Annotated in this window: 15 protein-coding genes and 1 pseudogene; 7 read left to right on the forward strand and 9 right to left on the reverse strand. The window is 61.5% G+C overall.

All coding sequences use genetic code 11. The annotated features are described in order from the left end of the window. Positions 1–5: 5 nt before the first annotated feature. From AC0L2V_RS28235 to AC0L2V_RS28255, 5 genes are all read right to left on the reverse strand, one after another. The gene (locus AC0L2V_RS28235; protein WP_091595434.1) at positions 6–971 is read right to left on the reverse strand and encodes an ABC transporter permease; all 966 of its coding nucleotides are present in this window, start codon (positions 969–971) and stop codon (positions 6–8) included. After that, the gene (locus tag AC0L2V_RS28240; protein ID WP_473521792.1) at positions 968–2,521 is read right to left on the reverse strand and encodes a sugar ABC transporter ATP-binding protein; all 1,554 of its coding nucleotides are present in this window, start codon (positions 2,519–2,521) and stop codon (positions 968–970) included. Before AC0L2V_RS28240 ends, AC0L2V_RS28235 begins: the two co-directional genes overlap by 4 nt. A 116-nt stretch (positions 2,522–2,637) precedes the next feature. Further along, on the reverse strand, positions 2,638–3,633 hold the full coding sequence (locus AC0L2V_RS28245; RefSeq protein WP_023797365.1) for an ABC transporter substrate-binding protein: 996 nt from the start codon (positions 3,631–3,633) through the stop codon (positions 2,638–2,640). Between the two features lie 328 nt (positions 3,634–3,961). Further along, complete coding sequence (locus tag AC0L2V_RS28250) at positions 3,962–4,960, reverse strand: aldo/keto reductase (protein WP_473521793.1); 999 nt, start codon at positions 4,958–4,960, stop codon at positions 3,962–3,964. Positions 4,961–5,021: 61 nt separating this feature from the next. Next, on the reverse strand, positions 5,022–6,527 hold the full coding sequence (locus tag AC0L2V_RS28255; protein ID WP_473521794.1) for a UxaA family hydrolase: 1,506 nt from the start codon (positions 6,525–6,527) through the stop codon (positions 5,022–5,024). A gap of 269 nt (positions 6,528–6,796) precedes the next feature. Between AC0L2V_RS28255 and AC0L2V_RS28260 the strand changes: the two genes are divergently transcribed. The 7 genes and pseudogenes from AC0L2V_RS28260 to AC0L2V_RS28290 all read left to right on the forward strand — a co-directional run bounded on the left by AC0L2V_RS28260 (position 6,797) and on the right by AC0L2V_RS28290 (position 13,188). Beyond that, positions 6,797–7,690, forward strand: coding sequence for a GntR family transcriptional regulator (locus tag AC0L2V_RS28260; protein WP_287054361.1), 894 nt, complete (start codon positions 6,797–6,799; stop codon positions 7,688–7,690). A 218-nt stretch (positions 7,691–7,908) separates the two neighbouring features. Further along, positions 7,909–8,265, forward strand: a complete 357-nt coding sequence (locus AC0L2V_RS28265) for a DUF2946 family protein (protein WP_473521795.1) — start codon at positions 7,909–7,911, stop codon at positions 8,263–8,265. A 112-nt stretch (positions 8,266–8,377) separates the two neighbouring features. Beyond that, positions 8,378–8,914: a copper chaperone PCu(A)C gene (locus AC0L2V_RS28270; protein WP_473521796.1), complete on the forward strand. Its 537-nt coding sequence runs from the start codon at positions 8,378–8,380 to the stop codon at positions 8,912–8,914. 39 nt (positions 8,915–8,953) lie between these two features. Then, the gene (locus tag AC0L2V_RS28275; RefSeq protein WP_473521797.1) at positions 8,954–9,472 is read left to right on the forward strand and encodes a YcnI family copper-binding membrane protein; all 519 of its coding nucleotides are present in this window, start codon (positions 8,954–8,956) and stop codon (positions 9,470–9,472) included. A 54-nt stretch (positions 9,473–9,526) separates the two neighbouring features. Further along, the gene (locus tag AC0L2V_RS28280) at positions 9,527–11,152 is read left to right on the forward strand and encodes a copper resistance CopC/CopD family protein (RefSeq protein WP_473521798.1); all 1,626 of its coding nucleotides are present in this window, start codon (positions 9,527–9,529) and stop codon (positions 11,150–11,152) included. A 188-nt stretch (positions 11,153–11,340) separates the two neighbouring features. Beyond that, a complete protein-coding gene (gene gndA / locus AC0L2V_RS28285; protein ID WP_473521799.1) occupies positions 11,341–12,768 on the forward strand; it encodes an NADP-dependent phosphogluconate dehydrogenase in 1,428 nt (475 codons plus the stop codon). Positions 12,769–12,955: 187 nt separating this feature from the next. After that, a pseudogene (locus AC0L2V_RS28290) lies at positions 12,956–13,188 on the forward strand (hypothetical protein). Positions 13,189–13,283: 95 nt separating this feature from the next. On the opposite strand, the gene AC0L2V_RS28295 reads toward AC0L2V_RS28290, so the two are convergent. The 4 genes from AC0L2V_RS28295 to AC0L2V_RS28310 form a co-directional block, all read right to left on the reverse strand. Next, positions 13,284–13,868 (reverse strand): hypothetical protein, encoded by a 585-nt coding sequence (locus AC0L2V_RS28295; protein WP_473521800.1) that lies wholly within the window; start codon positions 13,866–13,868, stop codon positions 13,284–13,286. 218 nt (positions 13,869–14,086) lie between these two features. Further along, positions 14,087–16,036 (reverse strand): DUF3732 domain-containing protein, encoded by a 1,950-nt coding sequence (locus AC0L2V_RS28300; RefSeq protein ID WP_473521801.1) that lies wholly within the window; start codon positions 16,034–16,036, stop codon positions 14,087–14,089. After that, the gene (locus tag AC0L2V_RS28305; RefSeq protein ID WP_473521802.1) at positions 16,033–16,521 is read right to left on the reverse strand and encodes a three component ABC system middle component; all 489 of its coding nucleotides are present in this window, start codon (positions 16,519–16,521) and stop codon (positions 16,033–16,035) included. The genes AC0L2V_RS28300 and AC0L2V_RS28305 overlap by 4 nt, the downstream gene beginning before the upstream one ends. Beyond that, positions 16,518–17,630: an ABC-three component system protein gene (locus AC0L2V_RS28310; RefSeq protein ID WP_473521803.1), complete on the reverse strand. Its 1,113-nt coding sequence runs from the start codon at positions 17,628–17,630 to the stop codon at positions 16,518–16,520. The genes AC0L2V_RS28305 and AC0L2V_RS28310 overlap by 4 nt, the downstream gene beginning before the upstream one ends. Positions 17,631–17,991 lie beyond the last annotated feature (361 nt).

The following is a 17,991-nucleotide window of genomic DNA, read 5'->3' on the forward strand; positions in this document are numbered from 1 at the left end:
ATGGTCTATTTGCCGCGGCGGCGCAGGCCGTCGAAATAGACGATGACGATGATCAGCACGCCGGTAATGATGCGCTGCCAGAAGGCATTGACGTTCAAGAGATTGGCGCCGTTGTTGATAGTGGCGAGGATGAAGGCGCCGAGCAGCGGCCCGTGCACCGAGCCGACGGCGCCGAACAATGAGGTGCCGCCGATCACCGACGAGGCGATCGCCTGCAACTCCCAGCCCTCGGCCTGCGTCGGATTGCCGATGCCGATGCGCGAGGCAAGCAGCACGCCGACAAAAGCCGCGCAGAGGCCCGACAGCGTATAGGCCATGTAGATGGTGCGCTGGACGTTGACGCCGGACAGACGCGAGGCCTCGGCGTTGGAGCCGACCGAGAACAGATACCGGCCCCAGCGGCTGTGATGCAGGAAGATGTAGGCGGGGATGCCGACCAGGATCACCATCCAGAACAGATTGGGGACGCCGAGGAACGAGCTGCGCGAAAACAGCTGGAAGGCGTCGTTGTTGATCGAGATCGAGTTACCGTTGGTCATCAAAAGGCCGATGCCGCGCAGCGAGGTCAGCGTCGCCAGCGTGATGATGAAGGGCGGCAGGCCCATCTTGACGATGCCAAAGCCGTGGAACAGGCCGATGGCGACGCCGACCAGCAAGGTGATCAGGATGGCGAGGTAAATCGGCACGCCGGCATTGATCAGCATCGCAACGATGACGGTGGCGAAGCCAACCACGGCGCCGACGGAAAGGTCGATGCCGCCGGTGATGATGACGAAGGTCTGGCCGACTGCCAGGATGGCGATCATCGAACCTTGCCGCAGCAGGTTCGAGATGTTGTTGGCGGAGGCGAAGCTCGGCGTCGCCACCGACAGGATAACCCACAAAAGAACCAGCAGCGCCAGCAGTGTCAGCCCGAACAGGGCGTTGTAGTTGCGTTTCGGCCTTTCGGCCGCGATCGCCTCGGTGCTCATATCTGTCCTCCCGTTTTTTCTTGTTTCTCGGCCAGCGCCTGGGTGAGGATCTCCTCATGGTCGGCAGTGTGGAAACCATGAGTGGCCACCAGCTTGCCGCGCCGGAACACATGCAGCGTGTCGGCGAGTTCATAGACCTCGGGCAGGTAGGACGAGATCAGGATGATGCCGGCGCCCTTGGACAACAGTTCGCCGAACAGGCGGTAGATTTCTGCTTTGGTGCCGACATCGACGCCCACTGTCGGCTCGTCGAAGATGAACAGCTTGGCGCCGTGCGCCAGCCATTTGCCGATGACGATCTTCTGCTGGTTGCCGCCGGACAGGCTGGAGGCGAGCGCGTGACGCGTCGGCGTCTTGATCCTGAGATTGGCGATCTGGCGATCCGCCTCGGTCTTCTCCTGTGCGCTGGAGATCAGCAGATTGCTGGAGATGCGCTTGTAGATCGGCAGGTTGAGATTGAGGCCGACCGGCAGGTTGAGGCAGAGGCCCTGGTCGCGGCGGCTTTCCGGCGCCAGCGCCATGCCGAGCCTGATGGCGTCATGCTCGGAGTTGACCTGAACCTCCTTGCCCTCCCAGAGGATCTGGCCGGCCGACTTGCGGTGACGGCCGTAGAGCGTGGTGACGAACTCGCTGCGCCCGGCGCCGATCAGGCCGTAGAGCCCGACGATTTCGCCGGCACGGACCGTCATCGAGACATTTTCGAAGCCCTTGCCGGAAAGATTCCTGGCTTCGAGCAGCGTCGCGCCCGGGGTAAAATGCTCCTTGTGATAGACTTGCTCGATCGAGCGGTTGATCATCATCTTGACCAGCTCGGCGTCGTTGGTCTCGGCGATGTTCCTGGTGCCGACAAGCGTGCCGTCGCGCAGCACCGAGACGCGGTCGGCGAGCTCGAACACCTCTTCCATGCGGTGGCTGATGTAGATGATGGTGACGCCTTCGCCCTTCAGCCGGCGGATCAGCGTGAACAGCTGGTCGGCTTCCTTGCGGGTGAGATAGGCAGTCGGTTCGTCGAAGATCAGGAACTTGGTGCCGCGCACGGTGGCGCGGGCGGCGGCGATCAGCTGCTGCTGGCCTATGGTCAGGTCACCCAGCACGACATGCGCCGGCAGATCGAAGCCGAGATCGTCGATGATCTTCTGCGCTTCCCTGACCATGGCCCGCTGCTGCAGGATGCCGAAGCGGGAATCCTCCTCGCCGAGGAACATGTTGGCCGCGACAGTGAGATGGCGGCACAGAACGACCTCCTGGTGCACGGCATTGATGCCGAGCGCCATCGCCTCATGCGGCGTCGCCAGCGCTGCCGGCTTTCCCTCCCAGATGACATCGCCGGAGGTGCGCGGCATGACGCCGGTCAAAAGCTTGATCAGGGTGGATTTGCCGGCACCGTTCTCGCCGACAATGGCGTGGATTTCGCTGGCCTTGAAGGCGAGGTCAACCGGCTTCAGCGCGTGCGTGCCGGGATATCGTTTTTCCAGTCCCTTGAGTTCGAGGATCGTCCTGCCCGGTTCCAGCGTTGGGGCGGGATGCAGTTCCTGCGCCGTCGACGTCATGACGTTCCTCCCAATTGGCCTCCCAGATTGGCCTCCCAGATCGGCCTCACGAGTGGCACGCGTGTAGGTCGTTTCCGGGGCAAAAAGCCCCGGAAACGGTGCGCCAATGCCGGTGCTCAGTCGAGCTTCGGATTGAGCAGCGCGTCGATCTTCGGATCTTTCATGTTAGCCTTGGTGACGAGGTTGGCGCCGGTATCGACATTGGCCTCTACCTTCTCGCCCTTCGAGGCAGCGAGCGCCGTCTTGATGCCGTCATAGCCCATCCGGTACGGATCTTGGACGACGAGGCCGGAAATGACGCCGTCATTGAGGAACTTGACCAGCTTCTCGTCGCTGTCGAAACCGATCAGCCCGACCTTGCCGGCAAGGCTGTTCTCGGCGATCGCCTGACCGACGCCCTGCGCCATGATCAGGTTGGAGGCGAAGATGCCCTTGAGGTTCGGGTTGGCGGTGATCAGGTCGGTTGCGATGTTGAGGCCGGTGGTGGCCTGGCCGTCGGCGTATTTGTCGGCAATGAGCTTGAGGCCGGGATATTTGGCGGCAAGCTGTTCCTTGAAGCCCTGGGCGCGCTGCTCGAGCGAGCCTGCACCCGGAAGCGCGGTGATCAGGGCGACGTCGCCCTCGATTTTGCCGCCATTGGCTTCGCCGATCGCGGCCGCCAGCCCGTCAGCGGCGACGCGGCCGCCCTGGATATTGTCGGTGGTCAGGAACGAGGTGAAGGCCTTGGAGTCGGCGCCGGAATCGATGCCGATGATCTTGACGTTGGTGGCTGCCTCGTCGATCGGCTTGCCGAGCGCCTTGGCCTCGGTCGGTGCGATGACCACGGCAGCCGGGTTGCCGGCGACGGCGTTTTCAAGGATCGAGATCTGGCCGTTGACGTCGGTCTCCGCCTGGGCGCCGAGTTCCGGCACGTTGACGCCGAGGTCCTTGCCGGCCTTGCGGGCGCCGGCCAGCACGATCTGCCAGTAGAAAGAGGTGGTGTCCTTGACGATGATCGGAATGGTTACGTCCGCCGCCGAAGCCGGCGCCGAATGCATCACGCCGGCAAGCATCGAGGCGGCGGCGAGCGCCACGAATACGCGGCGGTTGAGAATGCTGGTCACGAATTTCATTTAGACTTCCTCCCTAGGTCGCCCGGTGAACGTAGCGGAAGCTCGGTTTGGATAGGCGCTGGCCAAACGGAACTTTATCAATAAAAAACATTTACCGCATTTTGATAGTGCATCGGTCCGGTCGACGCAAGCGGTGTTTCATATCGTCCTGCGTATGCCTCGACCGGAAGGGAGTGCCGATCCTCATTGCCAAACCCCTCCCCGAAACGGCATGGAATATTAATTCCATCTGCCAGTCAAGATGGAATATTCGTTCTTTTTTGAGGCGTAAGGTGGGGCGCCTCCTGATCGCACCGTCCGCCGTTCAACCGGCGAAGGCCGCAGCGCATCAGCCGAGCTTCTGAACGACCGTGTAGGGATCATATTTGGCGAATGCTGTTTCGGGCACCTGGATGTCGAGCAGTTGCAGATTTCGTTCCAGATTGGCCGGCTTGGCGGTGCCCGTCAGCACAGAAGCCACCACAGGCTCGTGCAGCGGGAACTGGAATGCCGCCGCGGCAAGCGGATAGCCGCCCTCGGCGGCGATTTTTTCCATGGCGCCGACGCGGTCGAGAATGTCCTGGGTGGCCGGCAGGTAGTCGAAATGCGCACCCGGCACCGGGCCGGTCGCCAGGATGCCCGAGTTGAAGACGCCACCGATGATCAGCGAGGTCTGCCGTTGCCGGCAAAGCGGCAGCAATTCGGCTTCGGCGGTGCGGTCGAGCAACGAATAGCGGCTGGCGAGCAGGATGCAGTCGAGCGGCGCCTGGCGCAGCACATCGAGACAGATCTGAACCTCGTTGACGCCAAGGCCGTAGGCGGAAATGACCCGGGACGACTTCAGCTCTTCCAGCGCCTTCAGCCCGCCATCCATCAACTGGCGGAAATGCAGCTTCGTTTTCTCGACGCCATGCGTATAGACACCGACGTCGTGAACGAACAGGACGTCGATTCGATTGAGGCCAAGCCGCGCATAGCTGAACTCGACCGAGCGCATGATGCCGTCGTAGGAGTAGTCGTAATCGGGCGCAAAGGGCAGCGGATCGACATAGGAATGGTCCGGAATCCGGTCTTCCGGCACCGGCCGCAACAGGCGCCCGACCTTGGTCGACAGCACGTAGGAGTCCCGCGGCTTGTCGCGCAGGAAATCGCCGAAGCGGCGTTCCGAAAGGCCGAAGCCGTAGAACGGCGCGGTATCGAAATAGCGCAAGCCAGCATCCCAGCCGACCTGAAGCGTCTGCATCGCCGTGTCGCGTGGACAGGCTCGGTAGAGCCCGCCGATCGCCGCGCCGCCGAAGCTGACCTCGGTTATTTCGAGCGCGGTGCTGCCGACACGGCGTTTCTTCATGCAAAGCCTCCCACCGGCCATTTGCCGGCCCGTCCATGTCTTAAATCAGTTAATGGCTGGTCTAGAGGGTCGCGCCGAGGTGCCACGGCACGAACTCGTTGTCGCCGTAGCCGAACTCCTCGCTCTTGGTCTTGCGGCCGGAAGCCGTCTCGACGATCAGCTCGAAAATCTCGCGGCCCATGCCGGCAATGGTCTTTTCGCCCGAGGCGATGACGCCGCAATTCACGTCCATGTCCTCTTCCATCGTATGGTACATGGTCGAGTTGCTGGCGACCTTGATCGACGGTGTCGGCCGGCAGCCGAAGCAGGAACCGCGGCCGGTGGTGAAGACGATGACGTTGGCGCCGCCTGCCACCTGGCCGGTGGCGGAAACCGGGTCGTAGCCGGGCGTGTCCATGAACACCAAGCCGTGGCCGCCGACCTTCTCGGCGTAGCCAAAGACGCCGTTGAGCGGCGTCTGGCCGCCCTTGGCGACCGCGCCAAGCGACTTCTCCAAAATGGTGGTCAGGCCGCCGCGCTTGTTGCCTGGCGACGGATTGTTGTCGATGGAGGCGCCATGCTTGGCAACATGGTCTTCCCACCATTTTACATAGCCATCGAGCTTGGCGGCGATCTCCGGGGTCGCCGCGCGATAGGCCAGAAGATGCTCGGCGCCGTAGATTTCCGTCGTCTCGGAAAGGATGCCGATGCCGCCGACGCCGGCCAGGATGTCGACGGCGGCGCCCAGCGCCGGATTGGCGGTGATACCGGACATGCCGTCGGAGCCGCCGCATTGCAGGCCGACGACGATCTCGCTGACCGGGATCGGCTCACGCTCAAGCTTGCCGACCTCCTCTGCTATCTCGGCCAGCACGACCAACGCCTTCTCGACAGATTTGCGCGAGCCGCCGGCTTCCTGGATGTTGAAATGGCGCTTTCCCGCGGCGACGCCCTTCTGGCCATAGAGGGTGAGCTGGTTGACCTCGCAGCCGAGACCGACCATCAGCACACCGCCAAAATTCGGGTGACGGGCATAGCCGGCAAGCGTGCGGTGCAGCACCATCATGCCGTCGCCGGTGGCGCTCATGCCGCAGCCCTGGCCGTGAACGATGGGAACGAAGCCGTCGATCCCCGGATATCTGGGCAGCAGCGTCCGGTTCGCCTCGTCGGCGATGGCGTGGCAAACGGTGGCCGAGCAATTGACGCTGGCGAGAACGCCGATGAAGTTGCGCGTGCCGGCACGGCCGTCGGCGCGGCGGTAGCCCATGAAGGTGCGGGCGCGATCGGCCTCTGTGGCGTGCACGGCCTCGCTCGGCGGCACCACCGGCAAACGCCCGGATTCGAAGACCAGATTGTGCGAATGGACATGCTCGCCGGGCGCAATGGCTTCAGTGGCGCGGCCAATCGCCTGGGCGTATTTGACCACGGCCTCGCCGGCGGCAATCGGCCTGATCGCCACCTTGTGGCCGGGTTCGATCAGCGCCGTGGCAACGGCGCCGCCCGGCAGCACCGCGCCGATCTCGATGCGGCCGTTGGCGACCGCGACATTGTCGGCGGGGGACAGAAGAATGCTGTTTGCGGTGTTCACGGGCAGTTTCCTGGGTGTTCCTGGGATCGGCAAGCGATTGACACGCGCCTGTTAACAGTTAATGTCTTTTATCGTGAAAAAACAGTTTTGCGTCAATTGTTTTTTCGTGACGAAGCCGCGCGTTCTCGTGAATGCGCAGAGGACCGGACACTGGAACCAGGCCTGACTTCCGAAAAGCGATTCCGCTTCCCGGGAGCCTGCGCCAGAAGCATCTGCATATCGCGCTTCAAGCCGGCCGCCGCAAGCGCCGGCGCGCAACGGGGCAGGGGATGTCGAAGAGCAACAACGTCTACAAGGACGCCTACAATCGCGGTTTGCGGCTGCTCGACGAAACGAAAAGCCTGCCGTCGGAGCCCGAGCTGGGCACCCTGCTTGGCGTCAGCCGCACGACGATCCGCACCATCCTTGCGCGCATGGAAGAGACCGGGCTGATCGCCTGGAACAAACGCAGCAAGACGGTTTTGCGCGTGCCGCGGCCGGACGACTTTTTTCCCGAAGAAGAAACCGACACGCTCTCGCAGATCATCGAGCGCTCCTTCATGCGGCGGCTGCTTGCCGGCGGTGCTGAACCCGGCATGCAGATCAACGAACTCGAGCTGGCGCGCGAGATCGGCGTTGGCACCACCAGCGTGCGCGAGTTCCTGATCCGCTTTTCCCGCTTCGGGCTGATCGAGAAGCGCCGCAACAGCCATTGGGTGCTGAAAGGCTTTACCCGCGCTTTCGCGCTGGAACTGACCGAAATCCGCGAGATGTTCGAACTGCGCTCGGCCGCCGCCTTCGCCGCCCTGCCGGAAGACAGCCCGGTGTGGGCCGACCTCGACCTGCTGGAGGACGAGCATCGCCTGCTGGCGCGCGAGATCGCCACGCGCTTCAACGAATTCTCGGAACTCGACGAGCGCTTTCACCGGCTGATCCACCGCGCGTCGCATAATCGCTTCATCGTCGATTTCTACGACGTCATCGCCATGATCTTCCACTACCACTATCAGTGGAACAAGGCGCAGGAGCGGGAGCGCAACGAAGTGGCGGTCGCGGAACACCTGGCCTATATCGCGGCGCTCAAATCGCGCGATCTCGGCAAGGTCGACGCCGCCTGCCGCAAGCATCTGAAGTCCGCGCGGCACACGCTGCTGACGTCGATTCCAGAAGGCCAGCAAGCGTAGCGAGCTTTAGGTTGTTGTTTTATGCATGTCGTTATCGCAAAACCGCTGCACACCCTCGGGTCAGGGCCCGAGGGCATGCTTTTGCGCGACATGCATTAAAGCGCCGCGTTGCCGCAGTGGTGATTTGGCGATTTTCCGACCGCCGGCCGCGTGCTAGATATCTTGCCGTTGCTGCGTGAGGAGGCAGGTCTTTGAACATCCGGCAGAGACGATGGAGCATGCCGGCGACATTCGCCGCGGCCTATTTGCTCGTGCTCCAGTCGGTGCTTGGCGCATTCGCCTTCGGCATCGGGCCGGATGCTTCGCAACGCGACGCTTTCGGCAACGTCATCTGCACCCAGCAGGGCGCGGCCCAGCTTCCAAGCGGCGATCCGCACCAGCAGCACATGCCAGCCTGCTGCGTGCTCGGCTGCGGCATGGCCTCGGCTGTCTACGTGCCGCCGCCCGCCGCCGCCACGCTGCCCGGCAATTTTTCCGTCGAAACCGTTGCGTTTAAGCTGCCGGCGTTCAGGCATCTCGACTTTGCCCGCGACCGCCCTCCGTCGAATCCGCGCGCGCCTCCGGTGACGGCCTGATCCGTCCCAGTTCGCCTTGCGGAATTTTTCGCCGGCGAATTCGTTCAACATCGAAACTGTTCGCGACCGGCCGACGGCGCGATTTCTCAGTTCCTGGAGCTATGGAGCTATCATGTCTCACACTTTTCGCGCGCGGCTCGGCCGCAACAGCCGCTTCCTGCGCAGCTTCGAGGAGCGACTCGGCGTCACCGTACTCGTCCTCGCCCTGCTGTTCGTCAGCGCCCAGGCCGTTTTCGCGCATGAGTTCAGGGCTGGCGACCTCGAGATCGTGCATCCCTGGTCGCGCGCCACACCGCCTGGCGCCAAAGTGGCCGGCGGCTACTTCACCGTGACCAACACCGGCAGTTCGCCGGATCGGCTGCTGTCGATCTCCTCGGAAATTTCGGCCAAGGCCGAATTGCATGAGATGGGCGTCAAGGACGGCGTCATGACGATGCGGCCGGTCAGCGGCCTCGAAATCCTGGCCGGCGGCAAGGTCGCGCTGGCGCCCGGCAGTTATCATTTGATGTTTGTCGGCCTCAAGCGTCAGCCCAAGCAGGGCGAGACGTTTCCCGCCACGCTGACTTTCGAGAAGGCCGGCACGGTCGCCGTCGAGTTCACGGTGGAAGGCATGGGCGAAACGGGCGGCATGCACGACCATGCCAATTGATCCGGCCAGATCCGCTCAATTCAAACTCGAGGAACCATCATGAACAATTATCTTCTGTCGGCCGGCGTGTTTTTCGTCCTGGGGACAAGTGCTGCCTTTGCCCACATTACGCTGGAAGCGCAGGAGGCGGCAGTCGGTTCGACCTACAAGGCCGTCCTGCGCGTGCCGCATGGCTGTGAAGGCAAGGCGACGACCGCCGTGCGCGTGCAGATCCCGGAGGGAGTGATTTCAGTGAAGCCGATGCCGAAGGCCGGCTGGACGCTGCAGGTCAAGAACGGCAGATATGAGAAATCCTATCAGCTCCATGGTCAAGAGGTGTCCAGCGGCGTCAAGGAAGTGAATTGGAGCGGCGGCAGCCTGCCGGACGAATTCTACGACGAATTCGTCTTCCGCGGCACACTGGCGGCGGATCTGCCGGCCGGCCAAACGCTCTACTTCCCGGTGGTGCAGGAATGCGACGGCGCCGCCGAACGTTGGATCGAGATACCAGCGGCCGGCCAGGATGCGGACGCGCTGGAATATCCGGCGCCCGGCCTCAAGCTTGCGCCGAAGCAATGATTATTTGGCGGCGCGCCTTGTTCGAAAAAGTGCGCCGCTGTTTTGTGCCGTGACATGAGTGCTGCATCCCTGCTGCGAACGGTCTGCGCAACCGGCCGATTTGCGATCTGCCTGCTGGCTGCGATCGTGCTGCTTGCCGCCATTGCCGCGCCAGGTCAGGCCTTCGCCCACGCGGCGCTGGTCACAACCGAGCCGACGGACGGCGCCGTGCTGGCGCAGAGCCCGGCGCAGTTCTCGCTGACCTTCAGCGAGCCGGTGTCACCGCTGATGCTGACCTTGGTGCGGCCCGATGGAACGCCGGTTCCGCTGACATCCTTTCGGCTCAATGGCCAGACGCTCGACATCGACAATCCGCAACGGCTCGGATCCGGCACGCATGTGCTGAGCTGGCGGGTGATCTCCGCCGATGGCCATCCGGTCGGCGGCTCGGTGCTGTTTTCGATCGGCGCGCCGAGTGCGGCGCCGGCCGTCGCCGAAGCTGTCGACCGGGGTCTGAGGTCGGCGATCTGGATCGGCAAGGTCTTTCTCTATGTCGGCCTGTTTCTCGGCGTCGGCGGCGCCTTTGCCATCGCCTGGCTGGCGAAGGGCGGGCGTTCCGGCCGGCGCTTCGTCATCGCCGCGATCCTGTGCGGCCTCGTCGCGGCGCCGTTGTCGCTCGGCTTGCAGGGACTGGACGCGCTCGGCGCACCGCTCGCCCGGCTGGCGCAGCCAGGCGTCTGGCAGGCCGGGCTCGCCACCAGCTTCGGCTGGACGGTGCTGGTCGCGCTGGTGGCGCTCGGGCTTGGCCTGCTGTCGCTGGTTGGGCCGCGCGGCGGCGCAAAGCTGTTTGCCCTGGTCGGCCTGGCCGGTGTCGGTGCCGCCCTCGCCGCCAGCGGACATGCAAGTGCCGCCGAACCGCAATGGCTGACAAGGCCGATGGTGTTTCTGCACGGCGCCGGCATTGCATTCTGGGCCGGGGCGCTGGCGCCGCTCGGTCTCACTATCAGGCGGAAGCCGGCCGAGGCCGCGCCTTTCCTGCATCGGTTTTCCCAGGCGATCCTGCCCGTCGTGGCCGTGCTTGCGGCCACTGGCTTCGTGCTGGCCGTCATCCAGGTGCAGGCGCCCACAGCTGTGCTCGAGACCGCCTATGGCCGGCTGCTGCTGGTCAAGCTGGCGCTGCTGTTGTTTCTGTTCATTCTGGCCGCCATCAACCGCTGGAAGCTGACCGGTCCGGCGGAAGCGGGAGAGACGAAAGTACAGAAGAGGCTGGTCCGCTCGATCGGCATTGAGATGCTAATCGTTCTGGCGATATTCGGCGTTGCCGCCGGCTGGCGCTTCACGCCGCCGCCACGCGCCCTGGCGATCGCAGCAGCGCAGCCGGCGTCGGTGCATATCCACACGCCGAAGGCGATGGCCGACCTCAGCATCACACCCGGCCATGTTGGACCGGTTGCCGCCTCGATCGTCATCATGACCGGCGATTTCGGCCCGCTCGACGCTGAACAAGTGACGCTGGTGCTGTCAAAACCCGATGCCGCGATCGAACCGATCAAACGCGCGGCGACAAAGCGCGCCGATGGTACTTGGCGTGTCGACGATCTCGTCGTCCCGATCCCGGGCCGATGGACGGCGCGGCTCGATATTCTCGTCTCGGATTTCGAGATCGTGAAGATAGAGGCGCCGATCGATATCAGGCGGTGAGGACCAGCCGGCAGTCTGCGCAACACATTTCGGCGAGGCGGTTGACGCGGCCTTGAAGGCCCGTCATTCATTTCGGCAAGATTGGCATTTCGGCAAGATTGGCATCTCGACAAGAATGGCATCCCAAGAAAAATGGGCACCGCTACAAATCGCGCCTCAACAAAAGATCCGAAAGCAGGGAAGAAACGATGGAAAAAGCCGAAATCGGTCTGATCGGCCTCGGCACGATGGGCTCCAACCTGGCGCTCAACATCGCCGAGAAGGGGCACCGCATAGCCGTTTTCAACCGCACCGCGGCACGCACCGACGCCTTCATCGAGAATGCCGGGACGCTCAGGGATATGGTCGTGCCCTGCTACAGCCTGGAGGAACTCGCCGCCGCCATCCGGCCGCCGCGACCGATCATCATCATGGTGCTGGCCGGCAAGCCGGTCGACGAGCAGATCGCGGCACTGCGCGGCGCGCTGTCGGCCAACGACATCGTCATCGATGCCGGCAATGCCAATTTCCGCGACACGATGCGGCGCTTCTCCGAGCTTTCCGATTCGGGTCTCACCTTCATCGGCATGGGCGTGTCCGGCGGCGAGGAGGGCGCGCGCCATGGACCGTCGATCATGGTCGGCGGCACCGAAGAGTCCTGGAAACGCGTCGAAAAGGTGCTGACCGCCATTTCTGCCAAGTTCAGGGATGAACCCTGTGCGGCATGGCTTGGCACCGATGGCGCGGGGCACTTCGTCAAGACCATCCATAACGGCATCGAATATGCCGACATGCAGATGATCGCCGAGATCTACGGCATCTTGCGCGACGGGTTAGGCATGGGGCCGAAGGAGATCGCACAGGTGTTTGCCGGCTGGAACAAGGGCCGGCTCAACTCCTACCTGATCGAGATCACCGCCAAGGTGCTGGACGCCGACGATCCGAAGACAGGCAAGCCGGTGGTCGATATCATCCTCGACCGCGCAGGCCAGAAGGGCACCGGCAAATGGTCGGTCATCGAGGCGCAGCAGCTCGGCATTCCGGCCACCGCGATCGAGGCCGCGGTGGCGGCGCGCGTGCTGTCGTCGATCAAGGACGAGCGGCTGGCCGCCGAAAACGCCTATGGCAAAGGCGGCGTGACCACCATTTCCGGAGACAAGGACGCGCTTCTTGGCGATCTCGAACTGGCGCTGTTCGCCGGCAAGATATCAGCCTATGCGCAAGGCTTTGCGGTGATGAGCGGCGCATCGAAGGAATTCAACTGGAACCTGCCGATGCCGACCATCGCCAAGATCTGGCGGGCAGGCTGCATCATCCGCTCGCAATTGCTGGACACGATGGCGGAAGCCTTCGGCACCGGCGGGGCGGCCACCAATCTTTTGATGGCACCGGCCTTCATCGCGATGATGCAGGAAACGCATCCATCGCTGCGGCGCATCGTGGCAAGGGCGTCGGAAGCCGGCTCGCCGGTGCCGGCGCTGTCGTCGGCGCTTGCCTATTTCGACAGCTACCGCCAAGGCCGCGGCACCTCGAACCTGATCCAGGCGCAACGCGATTTCTTCGGCGCGCACGGCTTCGAACGGATCGACGGGCCGGGTGCATTCCATGGCCCGTGGGGAAGCGGAGCGGGCGGCTAGCGCAGCGACTTGGACCTAGAGACCAATTTTGCGGTTGCCAGAAAGCAGATATCTCCAGCGACCAACTGGGTGTCGGGTCGCGCCAGGAACCTGCTATGCCGGTAGAGACGATTGACGGTCTCATCGGTATCGGCGGCGCCGCAAAACTGTGGTAAGCCGCCGCTCAATCAACCAAAGGACGACATCTGTGAGCGAACCGACCGTGGCCCAGGCAACCGAAATATCTATGCCTCGCTGCGGGCGGACAATGCCGACATCGACGCACATATCGCGACGCTTAAAGCGGCGCTGACACGAGAAGGGATAAAACAGGCGGTGTTCGATCCGACCAAGTTGGCGCAGAACAACCGCTCGGGCCGCAAGTTGATGCAGGCCTATTTTCGGCAGCGCGGTGTGAGCGTGAGGTTTTCGGACCAGTAGAGCCGCGCGCGGGTGATCTCAAGCGCGCTGTTGGGAGTTCTCGGGCCGGGCCGGCGGTTCGCCATCTGGACGTCGGGACTGCGCCTGAATTCCGGTCATTCCGAACCGAGGCTCGATCTCCCAAGAACGGACGTCGCAATGAGATCTCTGGCATCGATCACCGAATGTCCCCTTGCGACAAGAGCCTGGAGTTCATCCCGCATGCGGATATGACGGCTCGGGTCCCTGCGAAGTGCTTCCGGCACTTCATTCCCATGACGGAATGCTGTCCGGGTTGGGCCTCCATCTGTGTCGCGCCACTCGAGATGAGGGTCTGGAATAAACTCAAACCTGTTCGGCGCAGGCACCAACTGCGGCGTCAGGCAAATCCACTGGTTTCCAATAACGGAGACCGAGTGAAGGATCAGGTCTTCTCCATAAGGAAGCCATCCAGATACGTGCATACTTTTGCCGCTCGGATCATTGACTGCTTGGTCACCGCAATTGCGATGACAGTCGTAGTGCACAAAGCTTGCAGCCAGAAGATCCTCCGCAGCCGGCCGGGAAACAATTACGCGCGGCATCGCGCTCACCTCTGCATAGGTGACCGTTTCCCTTTCCGATGGCGGAAACGCCATGGATTCCACGTTTCGTCGGATCAAAGCTGCCAGATCACTGTTCATCATTTCCCCAGCGGTCATCAGTTTCTCGCCCCCGTTCGTGTTGTAACTGCAACGGACCGCTGGCCAAGTGTCGCTTGTCCTGCACAGGAAGCAGTTTGCGAGAGTCAGCTCGGTTTTTTCGCACTTAACTCCAGCAAACCGAAAGGCCCAATGGGCTGAGAGCGACAAATTACCACCATGACGATGGGTCTTCAGGCCAGATGATAGCCGACAGCGGCGCGGTCAAAGACTCGCGGCTAGTCGAGAGGCATTTCCGGCCAGTCGTCCGGAACCAGCGCAGGCGGCTTCGTCCATGGATTCTCAACAAGAGCATCTTGGAACCAGCCATCCCTGAGATTGGCATGCTCCGTTACGATCAACTGAAAGCCCGGCACATCTTTTGTAGCGTACTTATAAAGCACTTCAAAAAGGCGGCGAACGGCGTTCAGATCTGCGTCCTGCTGCTGCTCAGTTTGCTCAACCGATCCCCCTACCGCCTTGTACGCACTCTCGGAAGGGAAATAGACCTGGGTTGGTTGGTCAATGACCATGAACCGAGGTATCGGTTGCTGATAGTCGGCAGCGAACCGATGAAGCGAAAGCAAAGCGGCGAGATGGTAAGCAAGGTGGCTGGCTCCACCTCCCGACTTGTTCATGTAGACGGGCCGGCCAGGCCGGTCGATCACCACCGTCAAGTTATGAAGGTCCAGTCTGGCGGGGAATTCATTGAACTCGCCGCTCAGGTCCTTGATGTAGGACGACATATGCATGGCGATATTGGATAGCGTTGCCACCAGGCGGGACTCACTGTCGTCAGCTCCAAGACGGCCTTCGATGTCCGCGATGACCGCCTTCAATCGACGCTGCTCGACGAGTAGCCGCTCAAGCTCCTCGTCTGTTGCGAGGTTCTCAAGAAAAAGACTGATGCGACCGACGACACGTGCGGCGGCATTGTTTCGGCTACTCATTTGGGCAATGACTTCATTGCTGGCGATTGCCGAAGACAGTTCAAGTTCCTTGGTTCGAATCTGATCGGACAGCGCCGTGACGTCCCTGTGTTGCGCCGCAAGGTAGGCCTCAAGGGCTGGCCTCTCACCGGTAACCGCTTCGAGTTCCCGGTCAAGATTCGCCAATTCCGCCAGCATTGCCGTCGCGATAGGTGTCTCTAGCCCCAGGTTTGCTGGTGCGAATGGCCATTGCCAGTCACCGGTGGCCTTGTTGAATGGCAGCGCTTTGATCGAAGCCAAGCGGTCGCGTTGTTCGACAACCTCTCCCTCAAAGCCGTTGGCTTGCCGGGCGAAGTGCTGAGCGCTTTCAATCTGTCGCTGGGCTTCGCGACGGCGTTCTCGAATGTCCGATAGTTCGCTTTCGATGATCGACAAGCGATCGCCGTCCTCATCAGGTATTGACTGAGGCTGCCAGTCCATGGCCTGACGCAAGAGGTCAACGACATCCGTGCCACTGTCGGCCCGGATGGCTATGCCGACTGCGCGGGCTTCGGATAGTAGGCCGATTGCCCGCTGTTCCGAATTGTCGATGGCATCCTGCGCCTGTGCGACGAGCTTTGCGTTGAGGCGCAGGTCACGGTTCGCCGTGCGCAATTTGGTTTGTAGCGTGAACTTGTCGCGACCGGACACGCCCAGCAGGATGGGCAAAGTGTCCTTGATAGTCTGCGGTTGGTGGTCCTCGTTCTGGCGGTAGAACAGCTGATCCTTGTTCGCGACAATCCCCTGCTTCTGAAACAGGTAATAGTAGGTGTGCTTGATGTTGGCGTCGTAGCTCTCACGGCTGCTCTCGAGAGGCACGTCCGTGGTGTTCTCAGGAATACCGAGCAGTGACGATAGAAGCGCAACTACGCCATCATCGTTGTCATTGACGATGAGCTCGTCGAAGGCGGGCGCGTTTACCTCAGCCCCGCGCCAGACCATAACGCTGCTTGATGACAGCGCGCCCGGACCGGGCGCTGGCTTGGCGATCAGAACTTCCTGACCGAGGAAACGGTAAATGACGGCATACCACCTCACCTTGTCCCTGATTACGCCTTCTGGGACGTTGAACGTGGATCTGCCCATGCAGAACTCAATGATTTCTGAAAGTGCGGACTTACCAGTCGATGAGCGGCCGGTGAGGATGTTCAGCCCATCGTGGAAAGTGACGTCGCGACGGCGACCATCATCGCTGTAGATATGAAGCGACTTGATCTTCAAGGCCTTATCCCCATCGTTGTGTAGACAGTGCTGCTGCGGCCTATGCTCGCGAATTCCTTGCCGATGAAGGTAGCGACGCGTTGGGCCTGCTTAGACTCATCTGTACCGCTCACCGTTTTCTTGACACCTTCTGGCTTGGTAATCAGTCGGCCTTCATCTGAAACGCTTAACGTGCCAACGCTGTGGAGGACACCAAGCGCCTCGAGCGTGAAGGGCAACATCTCCGTGCACCGTTGGGCAAAGCCAATCCGTAGTTCTGGGTGATCTGCCATCACTCGAAGCAGATAATTCCGATTGCCGCGCTGGATCACTTCACGCGAATGCCGTTGCAGGGCCAGCGGCAAAATCAACAACGACATGGAGAAAGGCATTCCGCGAGGGTCGGCTTCCTGGAACGCTACAAATGCCCGATAAAGGATCAGCCCGCAAAACGCGGGGTTGAACAGGTTTCGGACCTCAATTGGTCTGCGTCCCCAATCCTTCATGCTGCAGTTCCCAGAATACTGGCGAGGCTTTCGAGGAAACGGGGATGCCAGTGGACCCGCGGCGACGGCCGGTCATTGGCCAGAATCTGGAAAGCACCACGGACAACATAGGGCTCCGTTACCCGTTCACGGATGCGCAGGTGACCGGTATTTTCCAACGCCCAGCGATAGAGTGCTTCGCCGGCGGCAATGCACGCGTCATCGTGGCTGGTGTCGCTTATCTTCTCACACAATACGGCCTTGTGCCTGTCCCATTCCTCTATGAGCAGGTCTTCATAGTCTTCCAGTTCGCTGGCTATTATCAATCGCTCACGCGCCCATAGGGACCGCTGCTCATAGGCTCGGTAATAGTCGATGATGGCATGCTGAATGCGTTGCTCTGACAACTTCAAAGCCCGAAGCTGGGAAACAAACATGCGGGGGTCTTTCGACACATCGATTTCGTCGGGTTTCTTCCCTCGAAAGTCGATCGGCAAGTTGTCGGCTTTGAACTGATCGCTGAGCATGACGAGCTTGTCAGTGACGTCCTGAACCTTGATGGCGGGTCCCGCTTTGCCCGTCAGGACGCGGATAACCAGATCTGTCCACCATCCTTCGAGCCGGTTGAACAGCGCCACTCGGTCTTCTTTCCGCGTGGTCCTGAGGCGCTGGTTGATCAACTCCGGAATGTCATCAATTCGAGCTGTCTGGGCTGAAATTGTGATGCGGGAATAAAAATCTTGAGCATCGGTGTCACTCAGTTCAGCCAGGTCGGCTTTCACCTTGGCGATTTCCTTGGACGTACTCGCTGAAAGAGCTTCGCCGGCTTGATTTGCACGTTGTTCGGCTGAACCACCGGTACCGACAAACAGTTCAAGAAAGGAGCCTGACGACACGCTGGCGGTAGTGAATAGAATGAACCGCGCGGTCGACGCTACTTTCCCCGAGTTCTTGTACTGAGCGACCCAAACCCGCACGGATTTCCAGAAGTCCACCGACAGATCGGTCAAGCGATCTCCAGAAGCCTTATGCTTCAGGGATGCCAAAGTGATACTGCCGTCGAACTGCACGAACTCGACATCGTCGTTTCGCTCGATGTAGACCTCGCCATCTTCGGGCAGGTCAAACATTCGCAACAAGGCGTACCTGGACTGGAAAATATAGCCTAGTCCCGGCTCGGCGGCAGAGAACAAAGACGTGCTTTGAGTCATGCTTTGACGGCAGCGCTAGTCTGCGAAAAGAGTCGATCTACCATCGTCATGCCCCCCACCGATCCTTGCATAATGGATGCATGAGATCGGGATATCAATGATAGGTTGATTAGCCGCTGTGGGTAGAGCCGCTAATGAACGCAACTTCTTGTCTAGAACGTCTGCTATCGAAAACTTCTATCCAAAAGCCGCCATTCTCCTAACGTGAAGAGTTTCGGGCGCCGGCAGGCGTACGAAAGTCCCCGAGGAAGGAACCCGCGGGCCACAGGCGATGGCTATG

The organism is Mesorhizobium sp. WSM4814 (genome assembly GCF_055811595.1).

Excerpts from the sequence above, each read along its gene's own strand:
- AC0L2V_RS28265 (WP_473521795.1), top strand. The coding sequence starts at position 7,909 with ATGCCGGCGACATTCGCCGCGGCCTATTTGCTCGTGCTCCAGTCGGTG.
- AC0L2V_RS28295 (WP_473521800.1), bottom strand. The coding sequence starts at position 13,868 with ATGACCGCTGGGGAAATGATGAACAGTGATCTGGCAGCTTTGATCCGA.
- gndA (WP_473521799.1), top strand. The coding sequence starts at position 11,341 with ATGGAAAAAGCCGAAATCGGTCTGATCGGCCTCGGCACGATGGGCTCC.
- AC0L2V_RS28270 (WP_473521796.1), top strand. The coding sequence starts at position 8,378 with ATGTCTCACACTTTTCGCGCGCGGCTCGGCCGCAACAGCCGCTTCCTG.
- AC0L2V_RS28250 (WP_473521793.1), bottom strand. The coding sequence starts at position 4,960 with ATGAAGAAACGCCGTGTCGGCAGCACCGCGCTCGAAATAACCGAGGTC.
- AC0L2V_RS28310 (WP_473521803.1), bottom strand. The coding sequence starts at position 17,630 with ATGTTTGACCTGCCCGAAGATGGCGAGGTCTACATCGAGCGAAACGAC.
- AC0L2V_RS28245 (WP_023797365.1), bottom strand. The coding sequence starts at position 3,633 with ATGAAATTCGTGACCAGCATTCTCAACCGCCGCGTATTCGTGGCGCTC.
- AC0L2V_RS28235 (WP_091595434.1), bottom strand. The coding sequence starts at position 971 with ATGAGCACCGAGGCGATCGCGGCCGAAAGGCCGAAACGCAACTACAAC.
- AC0L2V_RS28240 (WP_473521792.1), bottom strand. The coding sequence starts at position 2,521 with ATGACGTCGACGGCGCAGGAACTGCATCCCGCCCCAACGCTGGAACCG.
- AC0L2V_RS28260 (WP_287054361.1), top strand. The coding sequence starts at position 6,797 with ATGTCGAAGAGCAACAACGTCTACAAGGACGCCTACAATCGCGGTTTG.
- AC0L2V_RS28280 (WP_473521798.1), top strand. The coding sequence starts at position 9,527 with ATGAGTGCTGCATCCCTGCTGCGAACGGTCTGCGCAACCGGCCGATTT.
- AC0L2V_RS28275 (WP_473521797.1), top strand. The coding sequence starts at position 8,954 with ATGAACAATTATCTTCTGTCGGCCGGCGTGTTTTTCGTCCTGGGGACA.
- AC0L2V_RS28305 (WP_473521802.1), bottom strand. The coding sequence starts at position 16,521 with ATGAAGGATTGGGGACGCAGACCAATTGAGGTCCGAAACCTGTTCAAC.